This is a genomic window from Paenibacillus brevis, assembly GCF_018919145.1.
Classification (GTDB): domain Bacteria; phylum Bacillota; class Bacilli; order Paenibacillales; family Paenibacillaceae; genus Fontibacillus; species Fontibacillus brevis.
Window position 1 is genome coordinate 147,537 of the sequence record NZ_JAHLQJ010000011.1, and the last position, 26,396, is coordinate 173,932.

Genomic DNA, 26,396 nt, shown 5'->3' on the forward strand with positions numbered 1-26,396 from the left:
TTCAATCAGCCGGTTCCCAGCCCATTGAACAACTTCTTAAAATGGAAGGGTGAGCAGTATGATCCGCATCCTGGTGTTAAATGGTCCAAATTTGAATATGCTTGGGGTGCGAGAGCCTGTAATATACGGCTCAGTGGGACTCGGAGCGATTGAGGACAGGCTGCAAAAGTTGGCCGAAGCTGAGGGCATTGAGCTTCAGCTATTCCAATCCAATCATGAGGGTTATTTAATTGATAAGATCCATGAGGCGTATGGAGTCTGTGACGGCATTCTGATCAACCCTGGCGCATTGACTCATTACAGCTATGCGTTAAGAGATGCACTCACAACGGTAGCAATACCGACAGTCGAGGTGCATCTGTCTAATATCCATGCCCGTGAGAGCTTCCGCCACCATTCGGTCATCGCACCGATCGCGGTTGGGCAGATTGCGGGATTCGGAGCTTATGGATATGAGATGGGGATAATGGCTTTGCTTCAACATCTAAAAGCTAATAGATAAGGGAGAGTTCTGAAATGGCGAATACACGGGTTGCCGGGCTTCGCGAAGCAATGAAGCAGCAGCAAATTGAAGCCGTCTGGATTACTGATGACGTGAACCGCCGCTATTTGACGGGTTTTACCGGATCATCGGGTTATGTATTAATCACAGTTGATCATGCATACCTTCTTACCGATTTCCGTTATATGACGCAGGCATCTGAGCAGGCAAAGGATTTTGTGATTGTGGAGCATGGACCTTCTGTAAATGAAAATTTGAAGCAGTTGCTTCAAGAAGCAGGAATCGGCCGTCTGGGCTTTGAAGAAGATCATACAGTATTCTCTACCTACCGCAAGTATGAAAGTGACCTGAAGCCTTGCGAGCTTGTGCCTGTTAAGGGAATGGTTGAAGGCTTGCGGATGTTCAAGGACAACGGGGAACTCGAAGTCATGAAGGAAGCTGCCGATTTAGCGGACAAGACGTTCCTGCATATGCTGGAACTGCTTAAGCCGGGAGTATCCGAATGGGATATGGCCTTGGAGCTGGAGACGTTCATGCGCAAGCATGGAGCATCCGGCACTGCCTTCGAGACCATAATGGCATCCGGCGAGCGTTCTGCGATGCCTCATGGAGTTGCCAGCGGCAGAATTATGCAGAACAACGAATTTGTCACCATGGATTTCGGGGCATTATTGAATGGGTATTGCTCGGATATTACGCGTACCGTATTTCTTGGAGAACCAACAGCCAAGCATCGGGAAATTTATGATATCGTGCTGGAAGCGCAAATGCATACACTGGAGCACCTGAAGCCTGGGATGACCGGACGCGAGGGGGATGCTTTGGCCCGCGATATTATTGCCCGGTACGGTTATGGAGAACTGTTCGGACATTCCACAGGGCATGGCTTGGGGATGTATGTGCATGAAGAACCAAGATTGTCCAAGCTGAGCGATACGGTCCTTCAGCCTGGAATGGTAGTAACCGTAGAGCCAGGTATCTATATTCCTGGATTCGGCGGTGTGCGGATCGAGGATGATGTCGTAATTACGGATACAGGCGTACGCCGCCTGACCGAATCAACCAAGGATTTTATTACTCTGTAATTCGGTTTTTGCGCATGCAGGGCTTAAGATTTGGGTAATTCTAAAATTAATATAACAATTTTTTATGTAAGGTGAATTGAATGCGGTGTACGTCATTAGTTCACCTTATAACCCCTGAGGAGGTTCTTTTGTGATTTCAGTAAACGATTTTAAAACAGGATTAACCGTTGAAGTGGAAGGCGATATTTATACCGTTCTTGATTTTCAACACGTAAAACCGGGTAAAGGCGCGGCATTTGTCCGTTCCAAATTGAAAAACCTCCGCAATGGCAACACGGTGGAGAAAACGTTCCGTGCAGGCGAGACTATCGGCCGTGCATTGATTGAAAACCGCGATGTGCAATATTTGTACGCCAGCGGTCAAGAGCACGCATTCATGGACAACGAAACCTATGACCAGTTCACTTTGACGGAAGAACAACTGAAATGGGAGCTTAACTTCCTGAAAGAGAATATGAACGTTAAGATTGTCAGCTATCAAGGCGAGATCCTGGGTATTAACCTGCCTAACAGCGTCGAGCTGCGTGTAGTTGAGACTGAGCCGGGGATCAAAGGAAATACGGCTACTGGTGCTACGAAGAACGCCAAGGTAGAGACCGGTTTGAATGTTCAGGTTCCGCTCTTCATTAATGAAGATGATGTACTGCTGATCGATACCCGCGAAGGTAAATATATTTCCCGCGCATAGGCTTATGCCTGGCAGCAATATAGTAGCAGGAGGGGCGTCCCGACAGACTTGTTCTGGCGGGATGCCCTGTTTGTATTAGGGGCTGCGGCAACAAGCATTCAGACTGCGGCATTTAAGCGGCAAAATGTGCAGCAGCAAGAAAACAGTTGAACATTAGATGGCGAGTTGGATGGGGCAACGTATGAGGTATGCTTACGATCGCTGTTGTTCGCGGATTTCTTTAATTGGACTAAGTTCTTACAAGGGAGAAATCCGCTCACAAAGGCGAACGCTGACGCTTCTACAGCACACCTCATACTTATGTCCTGATTACTTCGCCTTTGCAATTCAACTTCGAGGCGCAGTTTGCACATGGCTGCGTTGCAGACTCCAGAATGCAATGCAATTGCCTGCATTGGCCCTAGACTGCAATGCAATAAGCTTGCCGCCGTGTCATGCAAGCAGAGTGCTCCGTGCGCCAATAGCCTTCTCCCAATTTCCCCTTGCTGCCAGGCTCGCCTCAGGCTAGGCATCACCAATGGAAGCCTGTACGATTCAGTTTACGCACAGCCCAATGGCACACTGGCACCTGGAGTTGTGCCCAATCGTCCTTTGCTTCGGCCTTGTGTGGAACTCGTAACTTCGTTATCCGACTAAGTTTTCCAGTCTTGTCCCGAGCTTTACTCATTCAACTTGCTTAGTCTCATTCCGGTTATGCTCCAGTGAAATTTCTTACCTTAAATTCTTCATTCGGCGCTCAAACCCAATTTTAGTGAAAAATTTTACCTTAGATCTCCAGTATCTAGTTAAACACACGGTATAGCCAACTTTAAGCGAAAAAATTTCACTATATCCGCATTTCTATCATTTCCACTGAATTTAAGGTAACTTTTTTCACTGGATGCGTTCGATCCATCTTTTCATGCGATCCACTAATCACCGTCATACTGCGAGACACCGCGCGCTGGAAGCTGCGCTTGGTGCGAGGTTACTCATGCGTACTTGGTCGGTATTATGCAGAATCTACTGGATTAGCCCTTGTCTGTCGGCTTGTTGAAATTGGGGCATCTGTTGAAGAAACGGAGTGTTCGCCTTTGTGAGCGGATTCCTACAATTTTAGCTTTGATTCAATCAAAGGAATTCGCGAACAACAGCGATCGTAAGCACACTTCACACGTTGCCCCGGGCACGAGGTACAATCATTGGTTGGTTTTATATATTGGCTGTTGCTGCGCTCTTGCAGTCAACCGCAACGAATGAACGCTTACATTAATATCCAAACGGCTTCTTTTTATGTATATGCACTGAAAAAGCATTGACGAATCGCAGGGCATTCGTATTATACTGGTTTAAAGCGTTACCGATAGAAAATTATTATTGGATTAGGATTGAGTACATGAGGAGGGTCCAACTTGGCTTTATATGTCATGAAATTCGGGGGGAGCTCCGTCGGTGATACGGAGCGGATGCAGCGTGTAGCCCGTCGTGTAGCGGAGAAGCAGGATGAAGGCCACCAGGTCATTGTGGTTGTGTCGGCTATGGGCGATACGACGGATGATCTGATCGATCAGGCCAAGCTATTGAGTCCGGAACCGCCAACCCGGGAAATGGATATGCTGATGACCACCGGGGAGCAGATTTCAATTGCGCTGTTATCGATCGCGATTCATCAGCTAGGCAAGAAGGCAATTTCCTTTACCGGCTGGCAGGCAGGATTTAGAACAGAGGCGGTACACGGAAAGGCGAGAATTATCGACATTCGGCCGTCGAGAGTGCTTGAGGCGATCAAGGAAGGGAATATCGTAGTCGTCGCTGGCTTCCAGGGAATGACAGAGGACGGAGAGATTACTACCTTTGGCCGTGGAGGTTCTGACACGACAGCTGTAGCACTTGCGGCTGCTACTTCAGCAGATGTATGCGAGATTTATACGGATGTGGATGGTATCTATTCGACGGATCCGAGAATCGTCAAGAATGCGCGCAAGCTGAATGAGATTTCGTATGACGAGATGTTGGAGCTGGCGAATCTGGGAGCTGCTGTACTGCACCCTCGTGCCGTTGAATATGCGAAGCACAATCAGGTGCGGCTCGTTGTCCGGTCCAGCTTTAATCATAATGAGGGAACAGTCGTGAAGGAGGATGCTCATATGGAGCAAGGAGTAGTAGTCAGCGGGATCGCTTATGATAAAAATGTGGCACGGATCAGCATTGTAGGCGTCGAGCACGTTCCAGGCGTTCTGGCCAAGGTATTCGGCTCGTTGGCTGAGTCCAAGATCGATGTGGACATTATCGTGCAAAGCGGCGACCAGGAAGACAAGGCGGATTTCAGCTTTACGGTGGCGTTGTCTGATCGGGAGAAGGCGTTGAAGGTTATCGAAGGTCTTTCGGAAGAGGTTCCGTTCCGCGAGGTGACCTCGGAAGACGGTCTGGTGAAGGTGTCAATCGTCGGTGCCGGTATGGTCAGTCACCCTGGGGTCGCAGCTCAAATGTTCGATGTGATCTCGAAGCAAGGCGTAAATATTGAAATGGTCAGCACTTCCGAGATTAAAGTCTCCTGCGTGATTGCGGGCGGCAAGCTGAATGAAGTCGTGCAGGCGCTGCATACAGCTTATGGGCTGGATACTGACAACCAAGCGTTTGTCGGAGGTCCGAAGGATCGCCGTTAATCATTTCATTGAATAGAATTGCAATTTTAATAGGGGCTGTCTCAATAGATCAGAGATCTAAAGAGACAGCCCCTATTTCTTTTTTCTAAAATAAGATGTTTCGGCATATGAATCAGAGAGAATGAATGGACAAGGGAGGGCAATATGCTTGATAAATTTGTAACTGGAATGGCCTCGCTGCGAATCGTATCGGGAAGCATTGAGATTGTTGCGGCGATTCTGATGCTGAAGCTGGGACGGGTAGATAAGGCGCTTGCCGTCAACTCAGCATTGGCATTTGTCGGACCAAGCGTTCTCCTGATTACCACTGCGATCGGGCTGGCCGGAATGGCAGATAGACTATCCTGGGGCAAAATGCTCTGGATCGGTCTGGGAGTGAGTTGTCTCTTAATCGGCATTTTAAAGAAATGATAGATTTGGCGTCATAAAGACGAAGTACAGGCATAGATATGATGTATAAGACACCGAAATGATAAAGCTGAATAGGATTTGCAAGTAAGAAGTTTTGGGGGGACGCCTATGGACCAAAGCTGGCTGTCTGTATTTCCCGATACCCTCCGTCAATTATTGGCCAAGCTGCCGGAAGCGCTGTTCACTGAACTAGAGGAGATACGTGTCAGAGAAGGCAGACCGTTCGAAGTGAATGCCGGGGGCCTTCACCAATTCTTAACGCCAGATGGAGAGATGACCAGCGTTCCGTCGCGAGCCTATCATCCTGACAAGCAGGATACCGGCAGGCTTCTGGATCTGTTGACCAACCACTCCTTATACACCATGGAGGAGGAACTGCGGAAGGGCTTTATTACGCTTCCGGGAGGTCATCGGGTTGGACTATCGGGAAGGACGGTTCTGGCAGGCGGGCGTGTGGAGCATTTACGGGACATAAGCGGATTCAACATCCGGCTGGCGAGAGAATTGAAAGGAATTGGTGATCCGCTGCTCCCCTACCTGCTTGATTTCCGTCATCGAACGGTACTGCACACTTTGATTCTTTCTCCCCCGCAACAGGGCAAGACCACCTTGGTTCGTGATCTTGTCCGTCTGATTAGCGGAGGCTCCTGGAGACATCCCGAGGCGAGATGGCCCGGGAAGAAGGTGGCTGTCATTGATGAACGGTCCGAAATTGCCGGGAGCAAGTTTGGAGTGCCCAGCTTTGATCTGGGACCGCGCACCGATGTCATGGACGGGTGCCCTAAATCGGAAGGCATGATGATGATGATCCGATCCATGTCACCCGAGGTACTCGTAGTGGACGAGATTGGCCGCCCGGAGGATGCGGAGGCACTAACAGAAGCCCTGCATGCCGGTGTCCGTGTCATTGCAACAGCACATGGGACGGATGTAGAGGATTTGGAGTCGCGTCCGGTGCTGTCGAAACTGATAGGCGCCTCTTTTTTTCAAAGGTACATTGTCCTGCATCGAAAAGAGAACCAGCTTCTATTCTCCATCCGTGATGAACAAAGAAGAAGGATTCTGGGGGTAGAGGAGAAGGAGGGAAGGCAGCGTGCTTAAGTTGCTCGGAGCGGCATTGATCATATCCGCTGCCACGGCAGCAGGTTGGTTCCAGGCGAAGCAATATGCCAACCGCCCTGTTCAGATTCGGAAGCTGATCCTTGCCCTGAGAAGATTGCAAACCGAGATTCAATATGGCTATACACCGCTTCCCGAAGCGCTGTTACGGGTTGGAGAGCAGAGCGGGGACCCGATTCGGCCGATCTTTGCCAGTGCTGCCTCCCAAATGAACGCTCCATTGAACTATACAGCCAAAGACAGTCTGCAACGGGCGCTTGATCAGGAATGGAAGGGGACAGCGATGAAGGCGGCGGAGAAGGACATCATGAGCCAACTCAGTCATACGCTGGGAACAAGCGACAGACAGGATCAGTTCGGACATCTCGCGACAGCCGTCCGTCAACTGGAGAACGAGGAAATCGTCGCCCGCGAGGAGCAAGGGAGCTATGAAAAATTGTTCAAAAGCCTTGGGCTGTTATTTGGAGCATTCATCGTCATTATTCTGTATTGAAGCTAATTCATACACTCCTGTCATCGCCTGTGAAAATGATCGTGAGGTGCCAAGTCAATGAACTTAGAAGTGAATGCAATATTTCAAATCGCAGGCATTGGAATTATCATCGCTATGATCCATACGGTACTGAAGCAGATGGGCAAAGAGGACATGGCCCACTGGGTGACCCTGATCGGCTTTGTTGTCGTACTCTTCATGGTCATCCGCTTGCTGGACAGCCTCTTTCAGGAAATCAAATCGATCTTTCTTTTCCAGTAGGTGAGCGCAGGTGGAAATGATTCAGATAGTCGGGCTGGGGCTTGTCGCCACGGTGTTGATCCTGGTCGTCAAGGAGCAGAAGCCGTTATTCGCCTTTTTGATCGGGGCGAGCACCGGGATTTACATCTTCCTGTTCCTCATTGGGAAAATAGGCGGTGTCATTGAGGTTCTGGAGCAGCTGGCAGAGTCCTCGGGAGTTCAGATGATCTACTTGAAGACAATTCTGAAAATCATTGGGATTGCCTATATTGCAGAGTTTGGCGCACAGATCGTGAGGGACGCCGGACAAGAAAGCATTGCCTCCAAGATTGAACTGGCAGGCAAGGTCATGATCATGGTACTGGCCATTCCGATCATCAGTGTGATTATTGAGACGGTAATCAAGCTGCTGCCGACATAAGTGAGGAAAGAGGATATGAGACCAATAGAAACCGGCTGGCTCCTTAGAACATGGCTGATTATCTGCCTGGGAATAATGCTCTTCAGCCTTCCGCTTCCGGTATCCGCCGAGGATCCGGCCAACAATTGGATACAGCGTCAGACAGAGGAACTGCCGACAGATCAGGTTGAAACCTACTGGCAGAACCTGATGAAGGAATATGGCGGATTTTTTCCGGATGGAGAGATGCCTTCCTTCATGGATCTGCTCTTATCGAATGATCAGGGACTTTCGTTTCATGTGGTGTTGTCCGGTCTCGTAAAATACATGTGGCAGGAAGTTTTGTACAACGGGCAAATTCTGGTCACGATTGTCCTTTTATCCGTGTTCAGCATGATTCTGGAAACCTTGCAGACTGCATTTGAAAGAAAGCAAGTCAGCAAGATTGCCTACTCCATCTGTTATATGGTCATTCTGGTGCTGGCGATTAACAGCTTCCATGTCGCTATATCCTACGCTACACAGGCCATCACCGGCATGATTGATTTTATGATGGCGATGGTGCCGCTGCTCTTTACCTTGCTTGCATCGATGGGGAATATCGCAACCGTCTCTGTCGCCCATCCGCTGGTAGTGTTCATGGTACACACGGTGGGAAATGTTGTCCACATGGTGGTGTTCCCGCTCCTGTTCTTCTCGGCTGTTCTGCACATTGTCAGTTCTCTGTCGGAGACCTATAAGCTGACCCAACTGGCCAATTTGCTAAGAACAACGGCGATGGCGCTGCTGGGAATTCTGCTGACCGTATTCCTTGGCGTCATTTCGGTAAGAGGGATCGCCGGATCTGTGGCGGATGGAGTCACCCTTAGGACAGCGAAATACTTAACCGGGAACTTCATTCCAGTAGTAGGCAAGGTATTCGCAGATGCAACGGACACGGTAATCTCGGCTTCCTTACTGGTTAAAAATTCAATCGGTCTCGTAGGAGTCATTATCCTGTTATTCCTTTGTGCTTTTCCCGCGATAAAAATCTTGACGCTCGCACTCATCTATAACTTGTCAGCAGCCGTTATGCAGCCGCTCGGCAGTTCGCCTATCATTACGACACTGGATACGATCGGAAAGAGCATGATCTATGTATTTGCAGCATTAGCAGCAGTCGGAATGATGTTCTTCCTGGCGATCACCATCATGCTGACGGCAGGAAATGTAACGGTCATGATGCGGTGACATCGAATAGAAGTTGTAGGCGGTGATCAGAGACATGAGCATGCTAGGTGAATGGCTGAAGGAAATTATTATTATCGTGCTATTTGCAGTCTTCATAGATTTACTCCTGCCTAATCGAGCGATGGAACGCTATGTCAAGTTTGTCGTCAGCCTGCTCATTCTGCTGACCCTTCTCTCGCCGGTTATGCGCATCCTGTCCGGCAGCGAGCCTGAGAAGATGATCGCTGCAGCCTTTGAACAGGTTAGCGGAAGTGTTGGAGGAGGGTCGGCTGCGGAGACAGAGACCATATTAAAGCAGGGAGAACTCCTTCGCAAGAAGCAGGAAGCAGAAGCCCTCCAGTTGGCCGGAGATCAGGCGGCGGCACAGATGAAGCAGCAGATCGAGCTTGAAACAGGACAGCCCGTGGAAAGGGTAACGGTGATTTTGGCCCGCGAGGATAAGAATGCGGGAGCTAAAGGTCAGAGTTCTACGCAGCAAGCGGCTGAAGGCACTTTATATATAGAAGAGGTTGAGGTGGTCATGAAAGCCCCAGAGCAGGCCGCATCCGAGTCCTCTGCCAAGTCCATCAAGGTTCAGAAGGTGGATGTATCGCTGCCGGAGATCGGCAGGAAGAACGAGGATACCCTGGCGGCATCTGGTGTGTCTTATGGTGATGCTGGTGATGCGGAGTCACCCGCAAATTCAGTTGGAGCAGCAAAGCTCACCGATTCGATTCAGAGCCTGATGGTGAGGGAATGGGGAGTTTCAGCTGATGCGGTAACAGTTATAGCAGGGGTTCAAGAAGAAAGCTAGGGAGGTGAAGCACATGCTGAAATGGCTGAAGAAGCTGGAGCAATGGCTGGGCAAGGGAACAGAGGGTAAGAAAAAAATGCAAACCTACCGCCTGCTGCTGATTATCGGCCTGCTCGGACTCGCACTCATGCTGATCAATTCATTCATTAATGTAAAGCATGTGGAGCCCGATGGGGCAGGGAGAGAGCCGCCGGTCATGCAAGAGTTAACCTCGGGCAACCTGCTTCAGGAGGATGGTGAGGGAGGAGGACCATTTGCCAAGATTGAGGCGTCGCTGGAGAGCAAGGCCAAAGAGATTCTGGAGAAGATTGTGGGTGTCGGCGATGTGGATGTGCTGGTCACCGTGGAATCCACCGAGGAAGTTATCGTCCAGCGCAACATGAGAGATACACAGGAGATGACCGAAGAAGTTGACGCTGACGGAGGGACCCGCAATATTACGCAGTATTCCAGAGACGGTGAGATCGTCACTTATGATGCTTCCGGAAATGAACAGCCGATCGTAACAAAGAAGATCAAGCCGAAGGTGCGCGGGGTGCTGATCGTTGCCAGGGGAGCGGAGAACAACGTTGTCAAGGGCCTCATTGTAGATGCCGTTGAAAAGGGATTGAATGTTCCGGCCTATCGAATCTCGGTAGTCCCGCGCAAGCAGTCCCAATAGAGAAGTATAAATCCCAAATTAAAATTCAGGAGGAATTGTACATGAAATCAAAAAGACAAACAGTTTGGCTCGTATCCATGCTTAGCCTGATGGTTGTATTGTCTGCTTACTATTTATTCACGGAGGACGGTCCTAAGACGAAGCAGGTAACTGAAGGGCAGCAGGTAACGTCGATGGACCAAGGCAAAGTTCAGGATACCGCCATGGGTGACGACCTGCTGGACGGCAGTGACGTAATCCTGAATGAGGTTACGGCACAGGACGGGCAGACTGCGGTTGTAGCGGACGAGGAGGCATCAGGAGATAGCGCTGTGCTGCCGGATCCAAATACGAGCGAGGTTAACCAACCTACAGGTGCGGCGGATTCGGATAAGGACCCTGCAAATACGGCTTCAGGAAATACCGAGTCCAATAAAGGCGTGAGCGACGAAGATGTACTGAAGCAGCTGGAGGCTCAGGGAGTATCGGCATCCGACACCCTAACGGCATATCAGTTCCAGCGTTCAGAGGAAAACTCCCGCAAGACGGATGAATTGATGAAGAAGATTAACGAAGACCCTTCGCTGGACCAAGCCGTAATGGCACAAGCTGAACTGAATGCGCTGGAGGAAAAGGAAGAGAAGATTTTCAACATAGAGGAGCAACTGCTACAGAAATATGCCAATGCGGTTGTGACTGAAAATGACGACGACAGCTACAAAATTGTCGTAGTCAGTGAAAAGCTTGAAGCAAAAGAAGCAGTCAGCATCATGGATCTGGTGATCAAGGAGCTGGGCGTAACCCAGGATAAAGTGCAGGTTCAATACGTAACTCAATAATCAAATGCCCTGATAGAAAGGCGAGAGAGTCCGAGGAAATCTTGGGCTCTTTCCATTTCAATCTATTGTGATATAATACATAAAGTTACGACGAAGGATACAATTTTAGATTTTTCGATACGTCCTATAATGAGCGTTCAAAAAGTCAACTTTTTTGGATTGCCTCTATAAAGTTCGAAGAAGCTGAAGGAGTGAAAGTGATTTATGTTCAAATTAAACGAAATTAAAGAACTGATTGAATTAGTGGATAAGACCTCGATACATGAACTCGAGCTTGAAAATGAAGGCTACAAGCTGTCGATTCGCAAGCCAGGCAAACCGGAAGTCATCCAAGCGCAGCTCCCTGTTGTGCAGGCTGCCCCGATCAGTATGGCTCCCGCTCCGGGATTGTCCGCTCCGGCTGGAGTGGAATCTCACGTTGCTGCTGCCCCGGTCGCGGAACCAGATGCAGGGTTACATAAGATTCTCTCCCCGATGGTAGGCACCTTCTATCGTGCATCCTCTCCGGATGCAAATGCATTCGTCAATATCGGAGACAAGGTTGGACCGAAGACGACGGTATGTATTATTGAAGCCATGAAGCTGATGAACGAGCTTGAAGCAGAAGTCAAAGGCGAGATTAAAGAGATTCTAGTCGAAAACGGACAATTGGTTGAATTCGGACAGCCTCTCTTTCTGGTGAAGCCGGAGTAATAGGCAGGGCCGCGTTACGAGTATAGGCGGCAAGCTTTCAAGGAGGATGGAATGAAGTGAAATTTCAAAAAATATTGATTGCCAACCGTGGCGAGATTGCGGTTCGTATTATCCGCGCTTGCCGGGAGCTGGGTATTTCCACAGTAGCGGTATATTCGGAAGCGGACAAGGATTCGCTGCATGTCCGGCTTGCAGACGAGGCCTATTGCATCGGCCCAACCTTGGCACGCGACAGTTATCTTAATTTTACAAATCTGATGAGTGTAGCAACCTTGACGGATTGCGATGCCATTCATCCGGGCTACGGCTTTCTTGCTGAGAATGCGGATTTCGCCGAGATTTGCGGATCCTGCAATATTACCTTTATCGGTCCGTCACCGGAAGCGATTACGAAGATGGGAGATAAGGCGGTCGCCAAGCAGACGATGAAGGCGGCAGAGGTTCCTGTCATTCCAGGCTCGGACGGATTGATCGATGATCTGGACCAGGCGGTGGCCATTGCCCGTGAAATCGGTTATCCGGTTATCATTAAGGCAACTGCCGGCGGCGGCGGAAAAGGCATCCGTATTGCAGAGGATGAAGAGTCGCTGATTAAGCAGATCACTACAGCTCAACAGGAAGCCCAAAAGGCGTTCGGCAATGCCGGCGTCTATCTGGAGAAATTCCTGACGGGCATGAAGCATGTTGAAATTCAGATTATCGCCGATAAGCACGGAAATGCAGCCTATCTGGGTGAGCGGGATTGCTCGGTGCAGCGCCGCCGTCAGAAGTTGGTGGAGGAAGCGCCTTGTCCCGTTCTCTCGCCGGAGAAGCGTAAGGAGATGGGGGAAGCAGCCGTTCGTGCCGCTCTGGCCGTTCAGTATTCTGGAGCCGGTACGCTGGAATTCTTGCTTGGTCCGGACGGGCAGTTCTATTTCATGGAGATGAATACCCGGATTCAAGTGGAGCATCCCGTTACTGAAATGGTTACCGGGATTGATCTGATTCAAGAAATGATATCTGTAGCAGAGGGCAACCTGCTCTCCTTTACTCAGGATGAGGTTGTGCTCAATGGTTGGTCTATCGAATGCCGCATTAATGCGGAGGACCCTTCGCGCAATTTCATGCCTTCTCCCGGGAAAATCGGATTCTATCTGCCTCCGGGAGGTCCTGGCGTTCGTGTAGACAGCGGTGCATACCCTGGCTATATGATCTCTCCGCACTATGACTCCATGATTGCGAAGCTGATTGTCTGGGGGAAAACCCGTGAAGAGGCGATCTCCAAGATGAAGCGCGCCTTGGCCGAATTTGCGATTGAAGGCATCCATACGACAATTCCTTTCCATCAGAAGCTGCTGGAGCATCCTGTATTCCTCAAGGGGGATTTCGATATTAAATTTCTGGAAGAATATGAGGTTTAACAGTGGATGCATGGTTTGTCATAATGCACCTGAAATGATATAGTAATTATAATAAGTGCGCTTTCTCGGGATCCGGGAGGCGTCATGCTTATTGAGAGGTGGATGATAGAATGAGCTCTTTACCAACCGAATTTGAACGGACTGAAATTGGAGAAATTCAGATCGCACCCGAGGTCATCGAAGTGATCGCCGGGCTTGCTACCGTAGAGGTAAGAGGCGTTGCCGGCATGAGCGGCGGCTTTGCGGGAGGGATCGTGGAACTGCTTGGCAGAAAGAATCTTTCCAAGGGCGTTAAAGTGGAGGTTGGACAGCGTGAAGCCGCTGTCGACGTTTCTGTCATTGTGGAATACGGGAATCGTCTTCCGGAGGTAGCTACGGAGATTCAACGAAATGTAAAGCGTTCGATTGAGACGATGACCGGTCTGCATGTCGTGGAGGTTAATGTACATATCCATGACGTTATTTTTAAGACTGCGGAAAAGAATGAAGAAATCGAACTAAGTAACCGGGTGAAGTAATCCGGACTAAACCCCCGACCGATGCGTCAGGGGTTTGCTATAGTTTGAGCATACTCGTAGATGTTAGGAGGCTATACCCGTCGTGGCTAAAATTTTGGACAGACTCTTGCTGTTTGTATACAGCATAAGCGTCGGATTACTATCCATTCTTGCCATTCTTCTGCTTACGGAAGCCGTTGACCTGAACCTGAGCAGACAACAGGAGCGAGGCCTGATCATAAGCTTGATCATCATATCTGCAGCCTTGTTTTTGTTAAGCATCCGTTTCTTCTATATTTCGATCCGCCGTGATCGTCATGCGCTTACGTCGATTGACCAAAGAACGGAGTATGGCGACATTCAGATTTCCACAGATACGATTGAGAATTTGTCTTACAAAGCAGCCAGCCGTGTTCGTGGAATTCGAGAAGTGAAGACCCGCATTCGCATCACGGATGCCGGACTTGAAATTATGATTCGTGCTGTTGTTGACGGCGATTCATCCATACCGGCTTTGACCGAGGAGGTCCAGAAGCAGGTTCATGACCATGTGCATGAGATTACGGGGATACCTGTCTCCTATGTATCGGTGTATATTGCCAACCTTGTTCAATCGCCAGTGATGAAAAACCGGGTTGAATAGGGGGCGTTGCGGGTGTTTTGGAAGCAGTTATGGGAGACTCACCGAGGACGCGTCCTCGGACTGGCGGCCGCCGTATTTTTATGCCCGATTTACTTGTTTTTCGGATTTTGGAATATGTTATTCTGCGCGCTCTTGCTGTTCATCGGCTATACCTTCGGTAAGTATAAGGATCTGGATCAGGGTCCGATTGTACCCTGGAGCGAATTGAAGAACTGGCTCGTATCGCGCTGGCGTCCTTTTAAATGATTCCTGTGATATGCTTTCTCCGAAAAGAGCAGCCTTTTATTTTGCCATTTTGTGGAGTTAGCGTATTACAGGTTTTTTTTGTCCGATGGAGCAGGGTAAAATAATAGTAGTGCGTGATCAAAAAGCTAGCTTTTCAGCACCGAGAAGGTTGTGAGAACCTGAAGATAGTAATAATAAACGCAGGACCAATGTCAAGGAGGAACCCATGAAACGTAGATTGGGAAGAGAAATTGCAGTACAAAGCTTGTATCATATGGAGATGAATGAAGTCGAGGCTGAACAGGCGGTTACCATGCTGCTCAGCGAGGCTGTTGGAGAGAATGAAGGCGAGGTCAAGCCCGCTGACCTGGAGGGAGACAAGAGCTTCGTACTGGAGCTTGTGAACGGAACCTGGGGTCACAAGGAGACGATTGATGTTCTGCTTGCAGATTATTTGAAGGGCTGGCAAATCAGCCGTCTGTCCAAGGTCGATCGTCAGGTGCTCAGAGTGGCGGCATACGAGATGATTTTTCGTGATGATGTTCCTGGCAAGGTCGTCGTTAATGAAGCGATTGAGCTGGCGAAGCATTTTGGTACCGTGGAATCCGGCAAATTCGTCAATGGAGTGCTGGGAAAGATGATCCAGGATGTTGAGCAGTTGAAGGCGCGTATTTAAAAGTGGAAGCTTAACTATATAAGTTGAACTAAAGAAGCTACGTAGAAAGTCCTAAGCGTATAGTCATTAGTTCAACTTATATAACTTAAAATATGGAGAATGTTGAGGGAGAGGATTAGTGTGTCAGCACCGGTAATTAACGGCAAGCAAGTATCGGAGGAAATCCGCGGAGGACTCCGTGGAGAAGTGGAACGTTTGGCGAAACAGGGAATCACGCCGGGGCTGGCGGTTGTGCTGGTAGGCGAAGACCCGGCATCCCAGGTTTATGTACGCAATAAGGAGAAAGCATGTCAGGATCTCGGCTACTATTCAGAGGTGCATCGACTTCCGGCAAGCACAACGGAAAAGGAATTGCTGGCATTGGTGGACAAGCTGAACGGTCAAACTAACATTCACGGCATCCTTGTGCAATTACCGCTTCCGAAGCAGATCAACGAGAAGGCGATTATCGATGCAATTTCGGTGGAAAAGGATGTGGATGGATTCCATCCGGTCAATGTCGGAAATCTCGTAATAGGAGACGACAGCTTGCTTCCTTGTACTCCTGCAGGCGTTATTGAGTTGATAAAGCGTACAGGAATTGAAATGGCGGGCAAACATGCTGTGGTCATCGGCCGCAGCAATATCGTTGGCAAGCCGGTATCTCTGTTGCTTCAACGTGAGCATGCCACCGTAACAATGTGTCATTCCCGTACCGCCAACATGAAGGAGCTGACCGCCCAAGCAGATATTCTTGTAGTGGCGATCGGAAAGGCCAACTTCGTTGATGCTTCTTACGTGAAGCCGGGTGCGGTTGTAATTGATGTCGGCATGAATCGGCTTGACAACGGCAAGCTAGCCGGGGATGTGGATTACGAGAGTGTCAAGGAAGTTTCGGGACCTATTACCCCGGTACCTGGCGGTGTGGGTCCGATGACCATTACAATGCTGATGCAGAATACATTAATTGCGGCAAAGAGACTGAACGGATTGGCTTAGGCAGCCAAGGAAGGCTAACAGGCCATTGTTAATCCTACTTTTAATCCTACTTGGCTATAATGTCAGCAGAGGGAGCCGTTCGGAAAGGAGTGCCCATGATGGAACAACAGCGCGTCTTATCCATTAAGGAATTGAATCGGTATATCCGGATGAAGATGGAGTCCGACCGGCTTCTGTCCGAAGTATGGATTCGCGGTGAAATATCCAACTTTACGCATCATTCCAGCGGTCATATGTATTTTACGCTGAAGGATGAAGGAAGCCGGATCAAATGCATCATGTTCGCTTCCCATAATCAGCGGTTGCCCTTTGTTCCGAAGGAAGGCGCAAGAGTGATCGCCAGAGGCAATGTAACGGTCTATGAACGTGACGGCCAGTATCAGTTCTATGCCGTTCATATGCAGCCTGACGGGATCGGCAGCCTCTATCTGGCTTATGAGCAGCTTAAGAGCAAGCTGGAGGGAGAAGGGCTGTTTGCGCAGGAGCGTAAACGCCAGTTGCCGAAGTATCCGCGCGTTATCGGTGTGATTACTTCTCCGACCGGAGCAGCGGTGAGAGACATTCTGACTACGCTGCAGCGCCGTTATCCGCTCGCTGCAGTGGTACTCTATCCTGTGCTTGTGCAAGGCAAAGGAGCCGCTCCGTCCATCGTACGGGCTATCCAGACGATGAATGAACAGGGCGAGGCCGACGTCCTGATCGTCGGGCGCGGCGGCGGCTCGCTGGAGGAACTGTGGGCGTTCAATGAAGAGCAGGTCGCGCGTGCGATCTACCAGTCGGCTATTCCTGTCATCTCGGCCGTGGGGCACGAGACGGACTTTACGATTGCCGACTTTGTCGCCGACCTGCGTGCTGCTACGCCCACCGCTGCCGCCGAGCTCGCCGTGCCGCACATGGCCGAGCTGTCGGCCGAGCTGCGCCGGCGCGAGCGCCTGCTGCAGCAGAGCCTGCAGCACCGCGTGACACGGGCGCGCGAGCGGCTGAGCCGGCTGCAAGCCTCGCCGGCGCTAAAGCAGCCGCAGCGGACGCTGCTCCAGCACGCAGAGCGGCTGGATGTGCTGCGCATGCGGCTCGAGGCCGCTTCGCGGGCGCGGCGGCAGCTCATTGCAGCCCGGCACGACCGGCTGCATCAGCGCCTGCTGCGCTATCATCCGCAGGAAGCGCTGCTGTATGCAAGACGCCGGCAAAGTGAGGCCGAGCGTCTGATGAAGCAGGCGATGTCCGCTGTCCTGCGGGACAAGACCAAGCAGCTGGCGTCCGGCATTCGCCAGCTTGATGCGCTGAGCCCGCTCAAAGTGATGGCGCGGGGCTACAGCCTGGTCTATGACGAGACAGGGGAACGTCTGATCAAGTCACTGGGAGATGTCGAACCCGGCGACCGGATTACAGTCAAGGTAACAGACGGTGAATTGGATTGTCAGGTATGGGGAATGCGAAACGGAAAGGAGAACGATCATGGCGAAGAAGAATCAGCCGGAGCAGGCTCAGCTTGAAGCGGAGCTGAATTTTGAAGAGGCAATGAATCAGCTTGAGGAGATTGTTAGTCATCTGGAACGTGGAGAGGTTCCGTTGGAGCAAGCGATTGAACTGTTTCAGCAAGGAATGCAGCTGTCGCAGCTATGCGGACGGAAGCTGAGCCAGGTGGAGCGCAAGATCGAAATGATCGTTGAAGAGGATGGGGAGGCGGTAAAACGGCCGTTTCATTCGCCTGAAGGAGAGGGGGATTTACTTGGATAAATCTCCTTTCGACTCCTATCTTCGCGAAATTTCCGATTTGATCAGCTCCAGGCTATCCCGGCTCATCCCCGAAGGGTGGGACGTTCCGGACAATCTGGTACAATCGATGAATTATTCGTTGATGGCTGGAGGCAAGCGGCTCCGGCCATTACTCGTCATTGCCGCAGCAGAATCACTGGGCGCAAGCCGTGAAGCGGCTGTCCCGGTTGCCTGTGCTGTGGAAATGGTACATACGTATTCCTTAATCCACGATGATTTGCCTGCCATGGATAATGATGACTTTCGCAGAGGGAAACCGACGAACCACAAGGTGTTTGGAGAAGCTATGGCGATTCTGGCAGGTGACGGCTTGCTGACGCACGCCTTTCACTTTGCTGTGGAAGCCGCGCGTTACGGCGTGCCTCCGGAATCCGTGCTGGCGATCGTGGAAGAACTGTCCCGCTACGGAGGCCCGGCTGGTATGGTGGGCGGACAGGCAGCGGATATGGAAGGCGAGCAGGGACTTACGGATGCGGCGCATCTTCAATATATTCATGAGCATAAGACAGGAGATTTGATTGTATTTTCTGTCAAGGCGGGAGGCAGAGTCGGGGCGGGAGATGCGGCCCAGCTTCAAGCGCTCGAGACCTATGGGCGTGCGATCGGTCTTGCATTCCAGATTCAGGATGACATCCTTGATCTTACCGGGGATGAAACGAAGCTTGGGAAGAAGACGCAAAGTGATGTGAAGCAGGGGAAGGTGACTTACCCGTACTTCCATGGTTTGGAGCAGTCTCGTGAAGAGGTCGCCCGATTGACTCGAATTGCGAAGGAAGCTGTTACCGGCGGGAGTATTCCTGATCCGTCACGTTTGGTGCAGATCGCCGATTACCTGTTGCAAAGGGATCATTGAACAACCAATGACGGGCTCAAACCCGGCTATATCCTGGCGTAATGGGCTATTTCACCAAACCAAGCTCATTGTGATATAATAAGGACTATTATTTACTGACGAAATTTACGGAAGAAAGCGGGGAATTCCTGTGCTGCTTTCAGAAATTAGAGGGCCTGAAGATATTAAAGAGCGCTCAATCGAAGAATTGGAGCCGCTTGCGGCAGAGGTACGTCAATTTTTGATTGAGAAGTTATCGGTGACCGGCGGCCATCTGGCATCCAATCTGGGTGTGGTTGAGCTGACCATCGCTTTGCACTACTGCTACAACAGTCCGCAGGATAAAATCATCTTCGACGTTGGCCACCAGGCTTATGTGCATAAAATTTTGACGGGTCGAATGGATCAGTTCGATACCTTGCGCAAACAGAATGGGTTATGCGGCTTTGTTAAGCGATGCGAGAGCGAACACGACGTGTGGGAAGCTGGACACAGCAGCACCTCTTTATCTGCGGCGATGGGGATGGCCCTTGCTCGTGATCTAAAGGGAGAGCAAAATAAGGTCATCGCCGTGATCGGTGACGGAGCGCTGACCGGAGGGATGGCGTTTGAAGCCCTGAACCATATCGGTCATGAGAAGAAAGACCTGATGGTTATCCTTAATGATAATGAAATGTCGATTGCACCGAATGTCGGTGCCATGCATAATTATTTGACCAAGCTTCGTTCTGACCGTAATTACTTGCGAGCCAAGGATGAAGTGGAACAGCTGTTGAAGAAAATTCCAGCGATCGGCGGCAAGCTGGCCAAAACGGCTGAGAGGCTGAAGGACAGCTTGAAGTACATGATGGTCTCGGGCGTATTGTTCGAGGAGCTCGGATTCAAATATTTGGGTCCGATTGATGGTCATGACCTCCCGGGGCTGATCGAAGCATTCCATCAAGCGAACAATGTCAGCGGGCCTGTAATGGTGCATGTGCTGACAACGAAGGGCAAAGGCTATTCGCCAGCGGAAGCGGATTCCTTCAAATGGCATGGAATCACGCCTTACAAAATTGAATCCGGCCAAGTGCTTAAGGCTGTTGGAAATCCGATGTATACGGATGTATTCGGCAAAACACTGATTGAGCTGGCTGAGCAGGATTCCCGAATTGTTGCTGTGACTCCGGCAATGCCGGGAGGATCGGGGCTGTTGAAATTTGCTGAACGGTTTCCGGACCGCATGATCGATGTGGGGATAGCTGAACAGCATGCCGCGACCATGTGCGCCGCTCTTGCAATGGAAGGGATGAAGCCGGTGTATGCTGTCTACTCCACTTTCATGCAGCGGGCCTATGACCAGATCGTTCATGACATTTGCCGCCACAATGCCAATGTGATGTTTGCGATTGATCGAGCCGGCTTTGTGGGGGCGGATGGAGAGACGCATCAGGGCGTATTCGATATCGCATTTATGCGTCATATCCCAAATATCGTTCTGATGATGCCTAAAGATGAAAATGAGCTGCGCCATATGATGAAGACGGCGCTTGATTATAATGACGGTCCGATTGCTTACCGCTACCCGCGGATTAATGTTCCTGGCGTCGAGCTGGACACTGAGCTCCGTTCGTTGCCGATTGGCAGCTGGGAGCTGTTGCATGATGCCGAGGGCCCGGTGCTGATCGCTACAGGACCCATGGTGCAGGTTGCAGAAGAGGCCGCTGAGCTGTTGAAGCGGGATGGTATTCAGGCTGCGGTTGTCAATGCGAGGTTCCTTAAACCGGTTGATGAGAACATGCTGCTGGAGCTTGCTCATCGAGGACAGCATCTGCTAATTATTGAGGAGGTCTCCATCGCGGGAAGTCTCGGGAGTGCGGTGCTGGAGTTTTATGCGGCGCAGGGGTTATCAGGATTGGATATCTCATTGATGGGGGTCCCGGATCGATTTATCGAGCATGGCAGTATCAAGGAGCAGCTCAAGGAAGTGGACCTGACCTCAGAGGCGATTGTTAGAGAAGTCAAACACCATCGCTCCGCCACCCATTCGTTTGGGCTGGCAAACAAGCTGTAAGATTTATAATTATGAACAATTCTTTATGAGTTGAACTATAAAAGCTACGTAGAAAGGGCATAAGTGTGAAGTGTACTGAAGAAGCGTAAGCGTTCGCCTTTGTGAGTGGATTTCTACTTTATGTTGGGCTTAATTCAATCAAAGAAATCCGCGAACAACAGCGATTGTAAGCACACTTCACACGTTGCCCCTGAACGTAAAACTCAGTAGTTCAACTTATATAGAAAGTCAGGAGAATTGCATTGTCGATACCTAAAGAACGAATCGACGTCTTGCTAGTGGAGCAGGGTTTTTTCGAGAGCAGGGAGAAGGCGAAGGCTGCGATTATGGCCGGGCTCGTCCTCAGCGGCTCGGAACGTATTGAGAAGCCTGGCATGAAGGTACCGCGCGATGTTCCGATTACGGTGAAAGGAGCCGTTCATCCCTATGTCAGCCGCGGCGGCCTGAAATTGGAAAAGGCTCTGAACCAGTTTGACATTGATCTGACCGGACGCGTGATGCTCGATATTGGCGCATCTACAGGCGGTTTCACGGACTGTGCGCTGCAGCACGGCGCCAGTTACGTCTATGCGATTGATGTTGGCTACAATCAGCTGGACTGGTCGCTTCGCAATGATCCGCGCGTGAATGTCAAGGAAAGAATGAATTTCCGTTATGTGACGACAGCGGAATTGGACGGACCTGCACCGGATTTTGCCAGTATTGACGTGTCCTTTATTTCATTAAAAATTATTCTTCCGCCACTGCTTGAGCTGCTGCAGCGGCCGGCAGATATTGCCGCATTGATCAAGCCGCAGTTTGAAGCAGGACGGGAGAAGGTAGGAAAGTCCGGTGTCGTCCGCGATCCTAAGGTGCACCAGGAGGTGCTGGAGACGGTTCTGAATGAAACGGTCTCGCTCGGCTTCACCTTGGAAGGACTAACCTTTTCGCCGATTACCGGCGGAGAGGGAAATATCGAATTTTTGGCCCATTTGCGACTGAACCCGGATACCGATTCTCCTGAGATCAGGCAGGATTATTCCGGATGGATTGCAGAAATGTCACGGAAAGCAGTCGAGGAAGCGAATCAGAAATTTCAATCGAACCCGTCGAAATGACGGGTTTTTACATATTGAAATAAGAACGAATGTTCCCTATAATAAGTTTATATCTTTCGTTCATTGTTGTTCAGACAGGAATTAATATCAATTCGTCGAATAATGAACGTGAGGTGATTGAATTGGGGAGCAGCTTTGACGGCTTTTTAATGGTTCTGATTGCCGCGATCTTAGTGTATATCGGGTACCGCACCTTCCGTACATGGGTACGCCGACCGTTCGGGCTAAAGTCAGGAATCGGGTTTGAGCTGAATGATCAGATTCTGGAACATCCGGCAGTCGATTTGCTGGAACAGGCCGGCTTTGAAGTGCTCAGCGACAAGCTGAAGATTCCGCTTGCTTTCCAGGTGGATGACCGGAAGCTGCACAGCAGATTATTTATTGACTATATCGCAGCTAAAGACGGGGAATTCTATTTGGTGAGAACCGCAAGGGAGCGAATGCCGGTAGAATGGACAGGAAGCGGGATTCGCAGAGATTTTTTGCCGTTTCTGCTGATGTATCCCGAGTGTGCGGGCGTTCTGTATGTCGATGCGGAACAGAACCTTTTGAAGGAAATCACCTTAACGACTGACGAAGACGAAGATGTATCCGAACAACAACTAGCCGAAGAAGGCTTATGGAGGACGAAATGAAGGGTCAAAGACATATTAAGATTCGCGAGATTATTACGAACCAGGAAATTGAAACACAGGATGAATTGGTCGAGGCGCTTCGCCGTGCCGGCTTTCATGTTACCCAGGCTACGGTATCGCGGGACATTAAGGAACTGATGCTGATCAAGGTGCCGACGGACAGCGGAACGTACAAGTATTCCCTGCCGACAGCCCAACGCTACAACCCTGTCCAGAAGCTGCAGCGCGCTCTGGTGGACAGCTTTGTCGGGATTGATCATACGGGCAACCTGGTTGTGATAAAATGTCTCCCGGGTACGGCTAATTCCGTAGCAGTATTGCTTGACAACATGGAATGGCCGGATTTGCTAGGCACGATTTGCGGCGATGATACGATCCTGATGATTTGCCGCAGCGAGGACTATAGCAACTACATTATAGATCAGATCATGGGCTTCATCTCTTAGGATGCGGCTTTGATTTTATTTTCTATTCATTTTCTCTGCTGTTGAAGGGAGCTGTCGTGTTCTATGCTAGTCCATTTATCTATCCGGAATTTAGCGGTAGTGGAAGCTGTGGATATTACATTTCATGCCGGATTTCATGTGCTGACCGGTGAGACCGGTGCAGGTAAATCCATTATTATTGATGCGCTTGGGCTTATTGCGGGCGGGAGGGGTTCTGCCGACTTGATCCGTTATGGATGTGAACGGGCCGAGATTGAAGCTGCCTTTGATCTGCCATCCGAGCATCGATCCTGGCAGGCGCTTGCGGAATTCGGGATTTCTGCTGACCCGGAGGAATCCTTGATTATTCGGCGGGAAATCGGTATTCATGGCAAAAGCACGGCAAGGATTAATGGGCAGCTAGTCAATCTGTCGATGCTTCGTGAGGTCGGCGAAGCTCTGATCAATATTCATGGTCAGCATGAACATCAGACACTGCTTCGCCCGGAGAGACATCTGGACTTGCTGGATGCTTATGGCGCCGAGCTGATCGGGCTGCGTAAAGCCGAATATCAGGCGGCTTATGCTGCCTTTATTAAGATTAATAAAGAATGGAACGAGCTTCGGGGGACGAATCAGCAGGCTTTGCAAATGCTCGATTTGTATCGGTTCCAGCTGGAAGAGATCGCATCCGCAAAATTAAATGCGGGAGAAGATGAATGGTTATCCCAGGAAAAGCTCAAACTATCTCATAGCGAGAAAATGATGGACTCCGTCTCTCAAGCCTATGATCTATTGTATGGATCGCAAGGACTCGAAGCAGTAGCCAAAGCGATCTCCCGGTTGAATGAGGTGTCATCCTTCGATCGGCCGTCCATGGAACCGCTTTTAGAGCAGTTGCAAAGCGCTTATTATCAATTGGAGGATGCCGCGTTCGGTCTTCGTTCATACCGCGAGCAGATCGAATTCAATCCTGAGCGGCTGGAAGAAGTGGAGGACAGACTGGATCTGATTTCTACCATGCGGAGAAAATATGGGGATTCCATTGAAGGGATCCTTGAATATTACGATAAAATTCGCCGAGAAACGGATACACTGGAAAATAAGGATGAGCTGTTGGAGAAGCTCCAAGCACAGCGCGAGCAGCTCTTGAAGCAATTATTGAAGGAAGCTGCGGAGCTCAGTAAGGTACGGCAGCTTAAGGCACAAGAGCTTGCTGAACAGGTCGAATATGAATTGAAGGAACTGCAAATGGGGCGTACCTCCATTCAGGTCAGGCTTGGACTCCATGAGGACCCTCATGGAGTGGAGTGGGAAGGGCATAAAGTGCGCCCGGGCAAGCAGGGAATCGATACGGCTGAATTTTTGATCTCTCCGAACCCGGGAGAGCCGCTCAGGCCGCTCAGCAAGATTGCTTCTGGAGGCGAGCTGTCGCGGATTATGCTTGCGCTGAAGAGCATTTTTGCAAGGCATGACGATGTGCCCGTGCTTATTTTTGATGAGGTTGATACAGGGGTCAGCGGTCGGGCTGCTCAATCCATCGCAGATAAGCTGTATCGGTTGTCCCGCTCTTGTCAGGTATTCTCAATTACCCATTTGCCGCAGGTTGCTTGCATGGCGGATGGTCAATACTTGATCGAGAAGGTCGTTGACGGAGAGCGAACGATGACGCGGGTGGAGGAATTGAATGAGGATGGCAGGGTGCATGAGCTTGCGCGGATGCTTGGAGGAGTCGAGATTACCGAGAAGACGACTCATCATGCCCATGAAATGCTGAACCTCGCCAAGGCTCAAAAAGAGCTGCTGTAATGGAAGAGGCTTCCTTTTTGAAAATGTTTATTTGACTGCGGGAACAATGATTGACAGTAATAAATGACCTGACCCGGGGTATCTTATAGGTACGCAATTGGCGACCACTTTTCGTCAAGCGAAAGAAGCCAAGGGAGTGTGACAGCCATTGAACCCGAACCTCAGGATCAGATTGCTTGGCCTTTTAACTGCATTCATTATCAGTCTTATTGGTACCTCGGTTGCCGAAGGCCGACTATCGCCTTTCCCGGATGAGCTTAATTTGCTGCAGGGGCATGACAGGCAACTCAATGTCGCCCTGCCTGTGCAGGCAAGTGTCAGTGTGGATCGGCCGGATGTAGTAAGATTGAACGGTAGTGCAGAGACGACGAGCGTCTCGATCAGAAGCCCGTTAGAGCTGTCCCCGCTTCAGAGCGGTGTAGCCAAGTTGAATATGAAATTATTCGGTCAAATTCCCCTGAAGACGGTAAAAGTCAATGTGATTCCGGATTTGAAGGTAATCCCCGGTGGACAGACGATCGGTGTGAAGGTGAAGTCAGCAGGCATTCTGGTCGTTGGTCATCATCAAGTCATCAGTGACAACAATCAAAAATCCTCCCCAGGAGAAGAAGCTGGAATTCAAGTCGGAGATCTGATAACACATTTGAATGGAGTTTCGCTTAAGGAAGTTAAGGATGTTGCTCAAATTGCGGGAGAAGCGGGAAAGAGCAAGAAGCCGATCAAGGTAACACTAACGCGCGCAGGTCAGACCATTCAAGCATCCATTCGCCCTGCGTACGACAAACAGGATCGGGCTTGGAGGCTGGGACTGTATATTCGTGACTCCGCCGCAGGGGTGGGTACACTGACGTTCTATGCCCCGGATCAGGGCGTATATGGAGCGTTGGGACATGTCATCACGGATATGAACACACAGACTCCGATCGTTGTCGGCAGCGGCCAAATTCTGCAGTCAAGCGTGACTTCGATTGCTAAAAGTGAAAGCGGAGAGCCAGGGGAGAAGCGTGCCCATTTCATTAAGGAAGGCAAGACTTTAGGAACCATCGAACGGAATACGCATTTCGGCATCTTTGGGAAAATGACTCAAAATCCGGAGCATAGTGTGTATCAAGAATCGATTCCAGTAGCCTTCTCGGATGAGATCAAGGAAGGTCCTGCCGAAATTCTTACTGTAGTGGAGGGTCAGCGGGTTGAGCGATACAAGGTCGAGATCGTTCACGTCTCCAAGCAGAATGCACCTCAGACGAAAGGGATTGTCTTGCGGATCACGGACTCCAGATTGATTGAGAAGACCGGGGGGATTGTTCAAGGCATGAGCGGAAGCCCCATTATCCAGAATGGAAAGCTAATTGGAGCCGTAACTCATGTGTTCGTCAATGATCCTAAATCAGGCTATGGCTGCTTCATCGAGTGGATGCTTCAGGATGCAGGAATCATCCAAGGTAACTCCAAGACAGGAGAACAGAATCTTAAGGCGGGTTAATCGCCTTAAGATTTTTTGTTAATGGCTTAAGCCAGTTGAGTACGCGAAGCGTGCGAAACAGAAAACCACCCGCTATGCGGGTGGTGTAG

Annotated in this window: 29 protein-coding genes; all 29 read left to right on the forward strand. The window is 50.2% G+C overall.

Features of this window, described 5'->3' with window-relative positions; translation table 11 throughout:
- Positions 1-58 precede the first annotated feature (58 nt).
- The 29 genes from aroQ (at position 59) to spoIVB (ending at position 26,307) form a co-directional block, all read left to right on the forward strand.
- The gene (gene aroQ / locus KQJ23_RS14095; RefSeq protein ID WP_216479508.1) at positions 59-502 is read left to right on the forward strand and encodes a type II 3-dehydroquinate dehydratase; all 444 of its coding nucleotides are present in this window, start codon (positions 59-61) and stop codon (positions 500-502) included.
- Positions 503-516: 14 nt separating this feature from the next.
- Complete coding sequence (locus KQJ23_RS14100; RefSeq protein ID WP_216479509.1) at positions 517-1,587, forward strand: M24 family metallopeptidase; 1,071 nt, start codon at positions 517-519, stop codon at positions 1,585-1,587.
- A gap of 130 nt (positions 1,588-1,717) precedes the next feature.
- Positions 1,718-2,275 carry an elongation factor P gene (gene efp, locus KQJ23_RS14105; RefSeq protein WP_044479130.1) on the forward strand — a complete coding sequence of 186 codons (558 nt, stop codon included), beginning with the start codon at positions 1,718-1,720 and terminating at the stop codon, positions 2,273-2,275.
- Positions 2,276-3,666: 1,391 nt separating this feature from the next.
- Entirely contained in the window at positions 3,667-4,920 is a 1,254-nt protein-coding gene (locus KQJ23_RS14110; protein WP_216479510.1) for an aspartate kinase, read from the forward strand.
- 144 nt (positions 4,921-5,064) lie between these two features.
- Positions 5,065-5,331: a YqhV family protein gene (locus KQJ23_RS14115; protein ID WP_216479511.1), complete on the forward strand. Its 267-nt coding sequence runs from the start codon at positions 5,065-5,067 to the stop codon at positions 5,329-5,331.
- 108 nt (positions 5,332-5,439) lie between these two features.
- Positions 5,440-6,432: a stage III sporulation protein AA gene (gene spoIIIAA / locus KQJ23_RS14120; protein ID WP_216479512.1), complete on the forward strand. Its 993-nt coding sequence runs from the start codon at positions 5,440-5,442 to the stop codon at positions 6,430-6,432.
- Entirely contained in the window at positions 6,425-6,943 is a 519-nt protein-coding gene (gene spoIIIAB / locus KQJ23_RS14125; protein WP_216479513.1) for a stage III sporulation protein SpoIIIAB, read from the forward strand. The genes spoIIIAA and spoIIIAB overlap by 8 nt, the downstream gene beginning before the upstream one ends.
- A 57-nt stretch (positions 6,944-7,000) precedes the next feature.
- The gene (gene spoIIIAC / locus KQJ23_RS14130) at positions 7,001-7,204 is read left to right on the forward strand and encodes a stage III sporulation protein AC (protein WP_044479125.1); all 204 of its coding nucleotides are present in this window, start codon (positions 7,001-7,003) and stop codon (positions 7,202-7,204) included.
- Positions 7,205-7,214: 10 nt separating this feature from the next.
- Positions 7,215-7,604, forward strand: a complete 390-nt coding sequence (spoIIIAD, locus tag KQJ23_RS14135) for a stage III sporulation protein AD (RefSeq protein WP_216479514.1) — start codon at positions 7,215-7,217, stop codon at positions 7,602-7,604.
- 15 nt (positions 7,605-7,619) lie between these two features.
- Positions 7,620-8,813, forward strand: coding sequence for a stage III sporulation protein AE (gene spoIIIAE / locus KQJ23_RS14140; RefSeq protein ID WP_216479515.1), 1,194 nt, complete (start codon positions 7,620-7,622; stop codon positions 8,811-8,813).
- Positions 8,814-8,847: 34 nt separating this feature from the next.
- Positions 8,848-9,606, forward strand: a complete 759-nt coding sequence (gene spoIIIAF / locus KQJ23_RS14145) for a stage III sporulation protein AF (RefSeq protein WP_216479516.1) — start codon at positions 8,848-8,850, stop codon at positions 9,604-9,606.
- 13 nt (positions 9,607-9,619) lie between these two features.
- Positions 9,620-10,267: a stage III sporulation protein AG gene (gene spoIIIAG / locus KQJ23_RS14150; RefSeq protein ID WP_216479517.1), complete on the forward strand. Its 648-nt coding sequence runs from the start codon at positions 9,620-9,622 to the stop codon at positions 10,265-10,267.
- Between the two features lie 41 nt (positions 10,268-10,308).
- Positions 10,309-11,085, forward strand: coding sequence for a SpoIIIAH-like family protein (locus KQJ23_RS14155; protein ID WP_216479518.1), 777 nt, complete (start codon positions 10,309-10,311; stop codon positions 11,083-11,085).
- A gap of 204 nt (positions 11,086-11,289) precedes the next feature.
- Positions 11,290-11,778: an acetyl-CoA carboxylase biotin carboxyl carrier protein gene (accB, locus tag KQJ23_RS14160; RefSeq protein WP_216479519.1), complete on the forward strand. Its 489-nt coding sequence runs from the start codon at positions 11,290-11,292 to the stop codon at positions 11,776-11,778.
- A gap of 56 nt (positions 11,779-11,834) precedes the next feature.
- Entirely contained in the window at positions 11,835-13,178 is a 1,344-nt protein-coding gene (accC, locus tag KQJ23_RS14165) for an acetyl-CoA carboxylase biotin carboxylase subunit (RefSeq protein WP_216479520.1), read from the forward strand.
- A 110-nt stretch (positions 13,179-13,288) separates the two neighbouring features.
- A complete protein-coding gene (locus KQJ23_RS14170) occupies positions 13,289-13,696 on the forward strand; it encodes an Asp23/Gls24 family envelope stress response protein (RefSeq protein WP_216479521.1) in 408 nt (135 codons plus the stop codon).
- 82 nt (positions 13,697-13,778) lie between these two features.
- A complete protein-coding gene (gene amaP, locus KQJ23_RS14175; RefSeq protein WP_216479522.1) occupies positions 13,779-14,318 on the forward strand; it encodes an alkaline shock response membrane anchor protein AmaP in 540 nt (179 codons plus the stop codon).
- Positions 14,319-14,330: 12 nt separating this feature from the next.
- On the forward strand, positions 14,331-14,564 hold the full coding sequence (locus KQJ23_RS14180) for a DUF2273 domain-containing protein (RefSeq protein ID WP_044479115.1): 234 nt from the start codon (positions 14,331-14,333) through the stop codon (positions 14,562-14,564).
- Between the two features lie 205 nt (positions 14,565-14,769).
- The gene (gene nusB / locus KQJ23_RS14185; RefSeq protein ID WP_216479523.1) at positions 14,770-15,219 is read left to right on the forward strand and encodes a transcription antitermination factor NusB; all 450 of its coding nucleotides are present in this window, start codon (positions 14,770-14,772) and stop codon (positions 15,217-15,219) included.
- 120 nt (positions 15,220-15,339) lie between these two features.
- On the forward strand, positions 15,340-16,197 hold the full coding sequence (gene folD / locus KQJ23_RS14190) for a bifunctional methylenetetrahydrofolate dehydrogenase/methenyltetrahydrofolate cyclohydrolase FolD (protein ID WP_216479524.1): 858 nt from the start codon (positions 15,340-15,342) through the stop codon (positions 16,195-16,197).
- Between the two features lie 98 nt (positions 16,198-16,295).
- A complete protein-coding gene (gene xseA, locus KQJ23_RS14195) occupies positions 16,296-17,690 on the forward strand; it encodes an exodeoxyribonuclease VII large subunit (RefSeq protein ID WP_216479525.1) in 1,395 nt (464 codons plus the stop codon).
- Positions 17,653-17,934 (forward strand): exodeoxyribonuclease VII small subunit, encoded by a 282-nt coding sequence (gene xseB / locus KQJ23_RS14200; protein WP_212941881.1) that lies wholly within the window; start codon positions 17,653-17,655, stop codon positions 17,932-17,934. The genes xseA and xseB overlap by 38 nt, the downstream gene beginning before the upstream one ends.
- Positions 17,927-18,826, forward strand: coding sequence for a polyprenyl synthetase family protein (locus KQJ23_RS14205; protein ID WP_249529764.1), 900 nt, complete (start codon positions 17,927-17,929; stop codon positions 18,824-18,826). The genes xseB and KQJ23_RS14205 overlap by 8 nt, the downstream gene beginning before the upstream one ends.
- A gap of 130 nt (positions 18,827-18,956) precedes the next feature.
- A complete protein-coding gene (gene dxs, locus KQJ23_RS14210) occupies positions 18,957-20,858 on the forward strand; it encodes a 1-deoxy-D-xylulose-5-phosphate synthase (protein WP_216479526.1) in 1,902 nt (633 codons plus the stop codon).
- Positions 20,859-21,100: 242 nt separating this feature from the next.
- Complete coding sequence (locus KQJ23_RS14215) at positions 21,101-21,955, forward strand: TlyA family RNA methyltransferase (protein WP_216479527.1); 855 nt, start codon at positions 21,101-21,103, stop codon at positions 21,953-21,955.
- A gap of 29 nt (positions 21,956-21,984) precedes the next feature.
- A complete protein-coding gene (locus KQJ23_RS14220) occupies positions 21,985-22,590 on the forward strand; it encodes a hypothetical protein (RefSeq protein WP_249529765.1) in 606 nt (201 codons plus the stop codon).
- On the forward strand, positions 22,587-23,036 hold the full coding sequence (gene ahrC, locus KQJ23_RS14225; RefSeq protein ID WP_216479528.1) for a transcriptional regulator AhrC/ArgR: 450 nt from the start codon (positions 22,587-22,589) through the stop codon (positions 23,034-23,036). Before KQJ23_RS14220 ends, ahrC begins: the two co-directional genes overlap by 4 nt.
- 63 nt (positions 23,037-23,099) lie before the next feature.
- Positions 23,100-24,824 carry a DNA repair protein RecN gene (gene recN, locus KQJ23_RS14230; protein WP_216479529.1) on the forward strand — a complete coding sequence of 575 codons (1,725 nt, stop codon included), beginning with the start codon at positions 23,100-23,102 and terminating at the stop codon, positions 24,822-24,824.
- 148 nt (positions 24,825-24,972) lie between these two features.
- Positions 24,973-26,307 (forward strand): SpoIVB peptidase, encoded by a 1,335-nt coding sequence (gene spoIVB, locus KQJ23_RS14235; RefSeq protein WP_216479530.1) that lies wholly within the window; start codon positions 24,973-24,975, stop codon positions 26,305-26,307.
- The last annotated feature ends 89 nt before the right edge of the window (positions 26,308-26,396 follow it).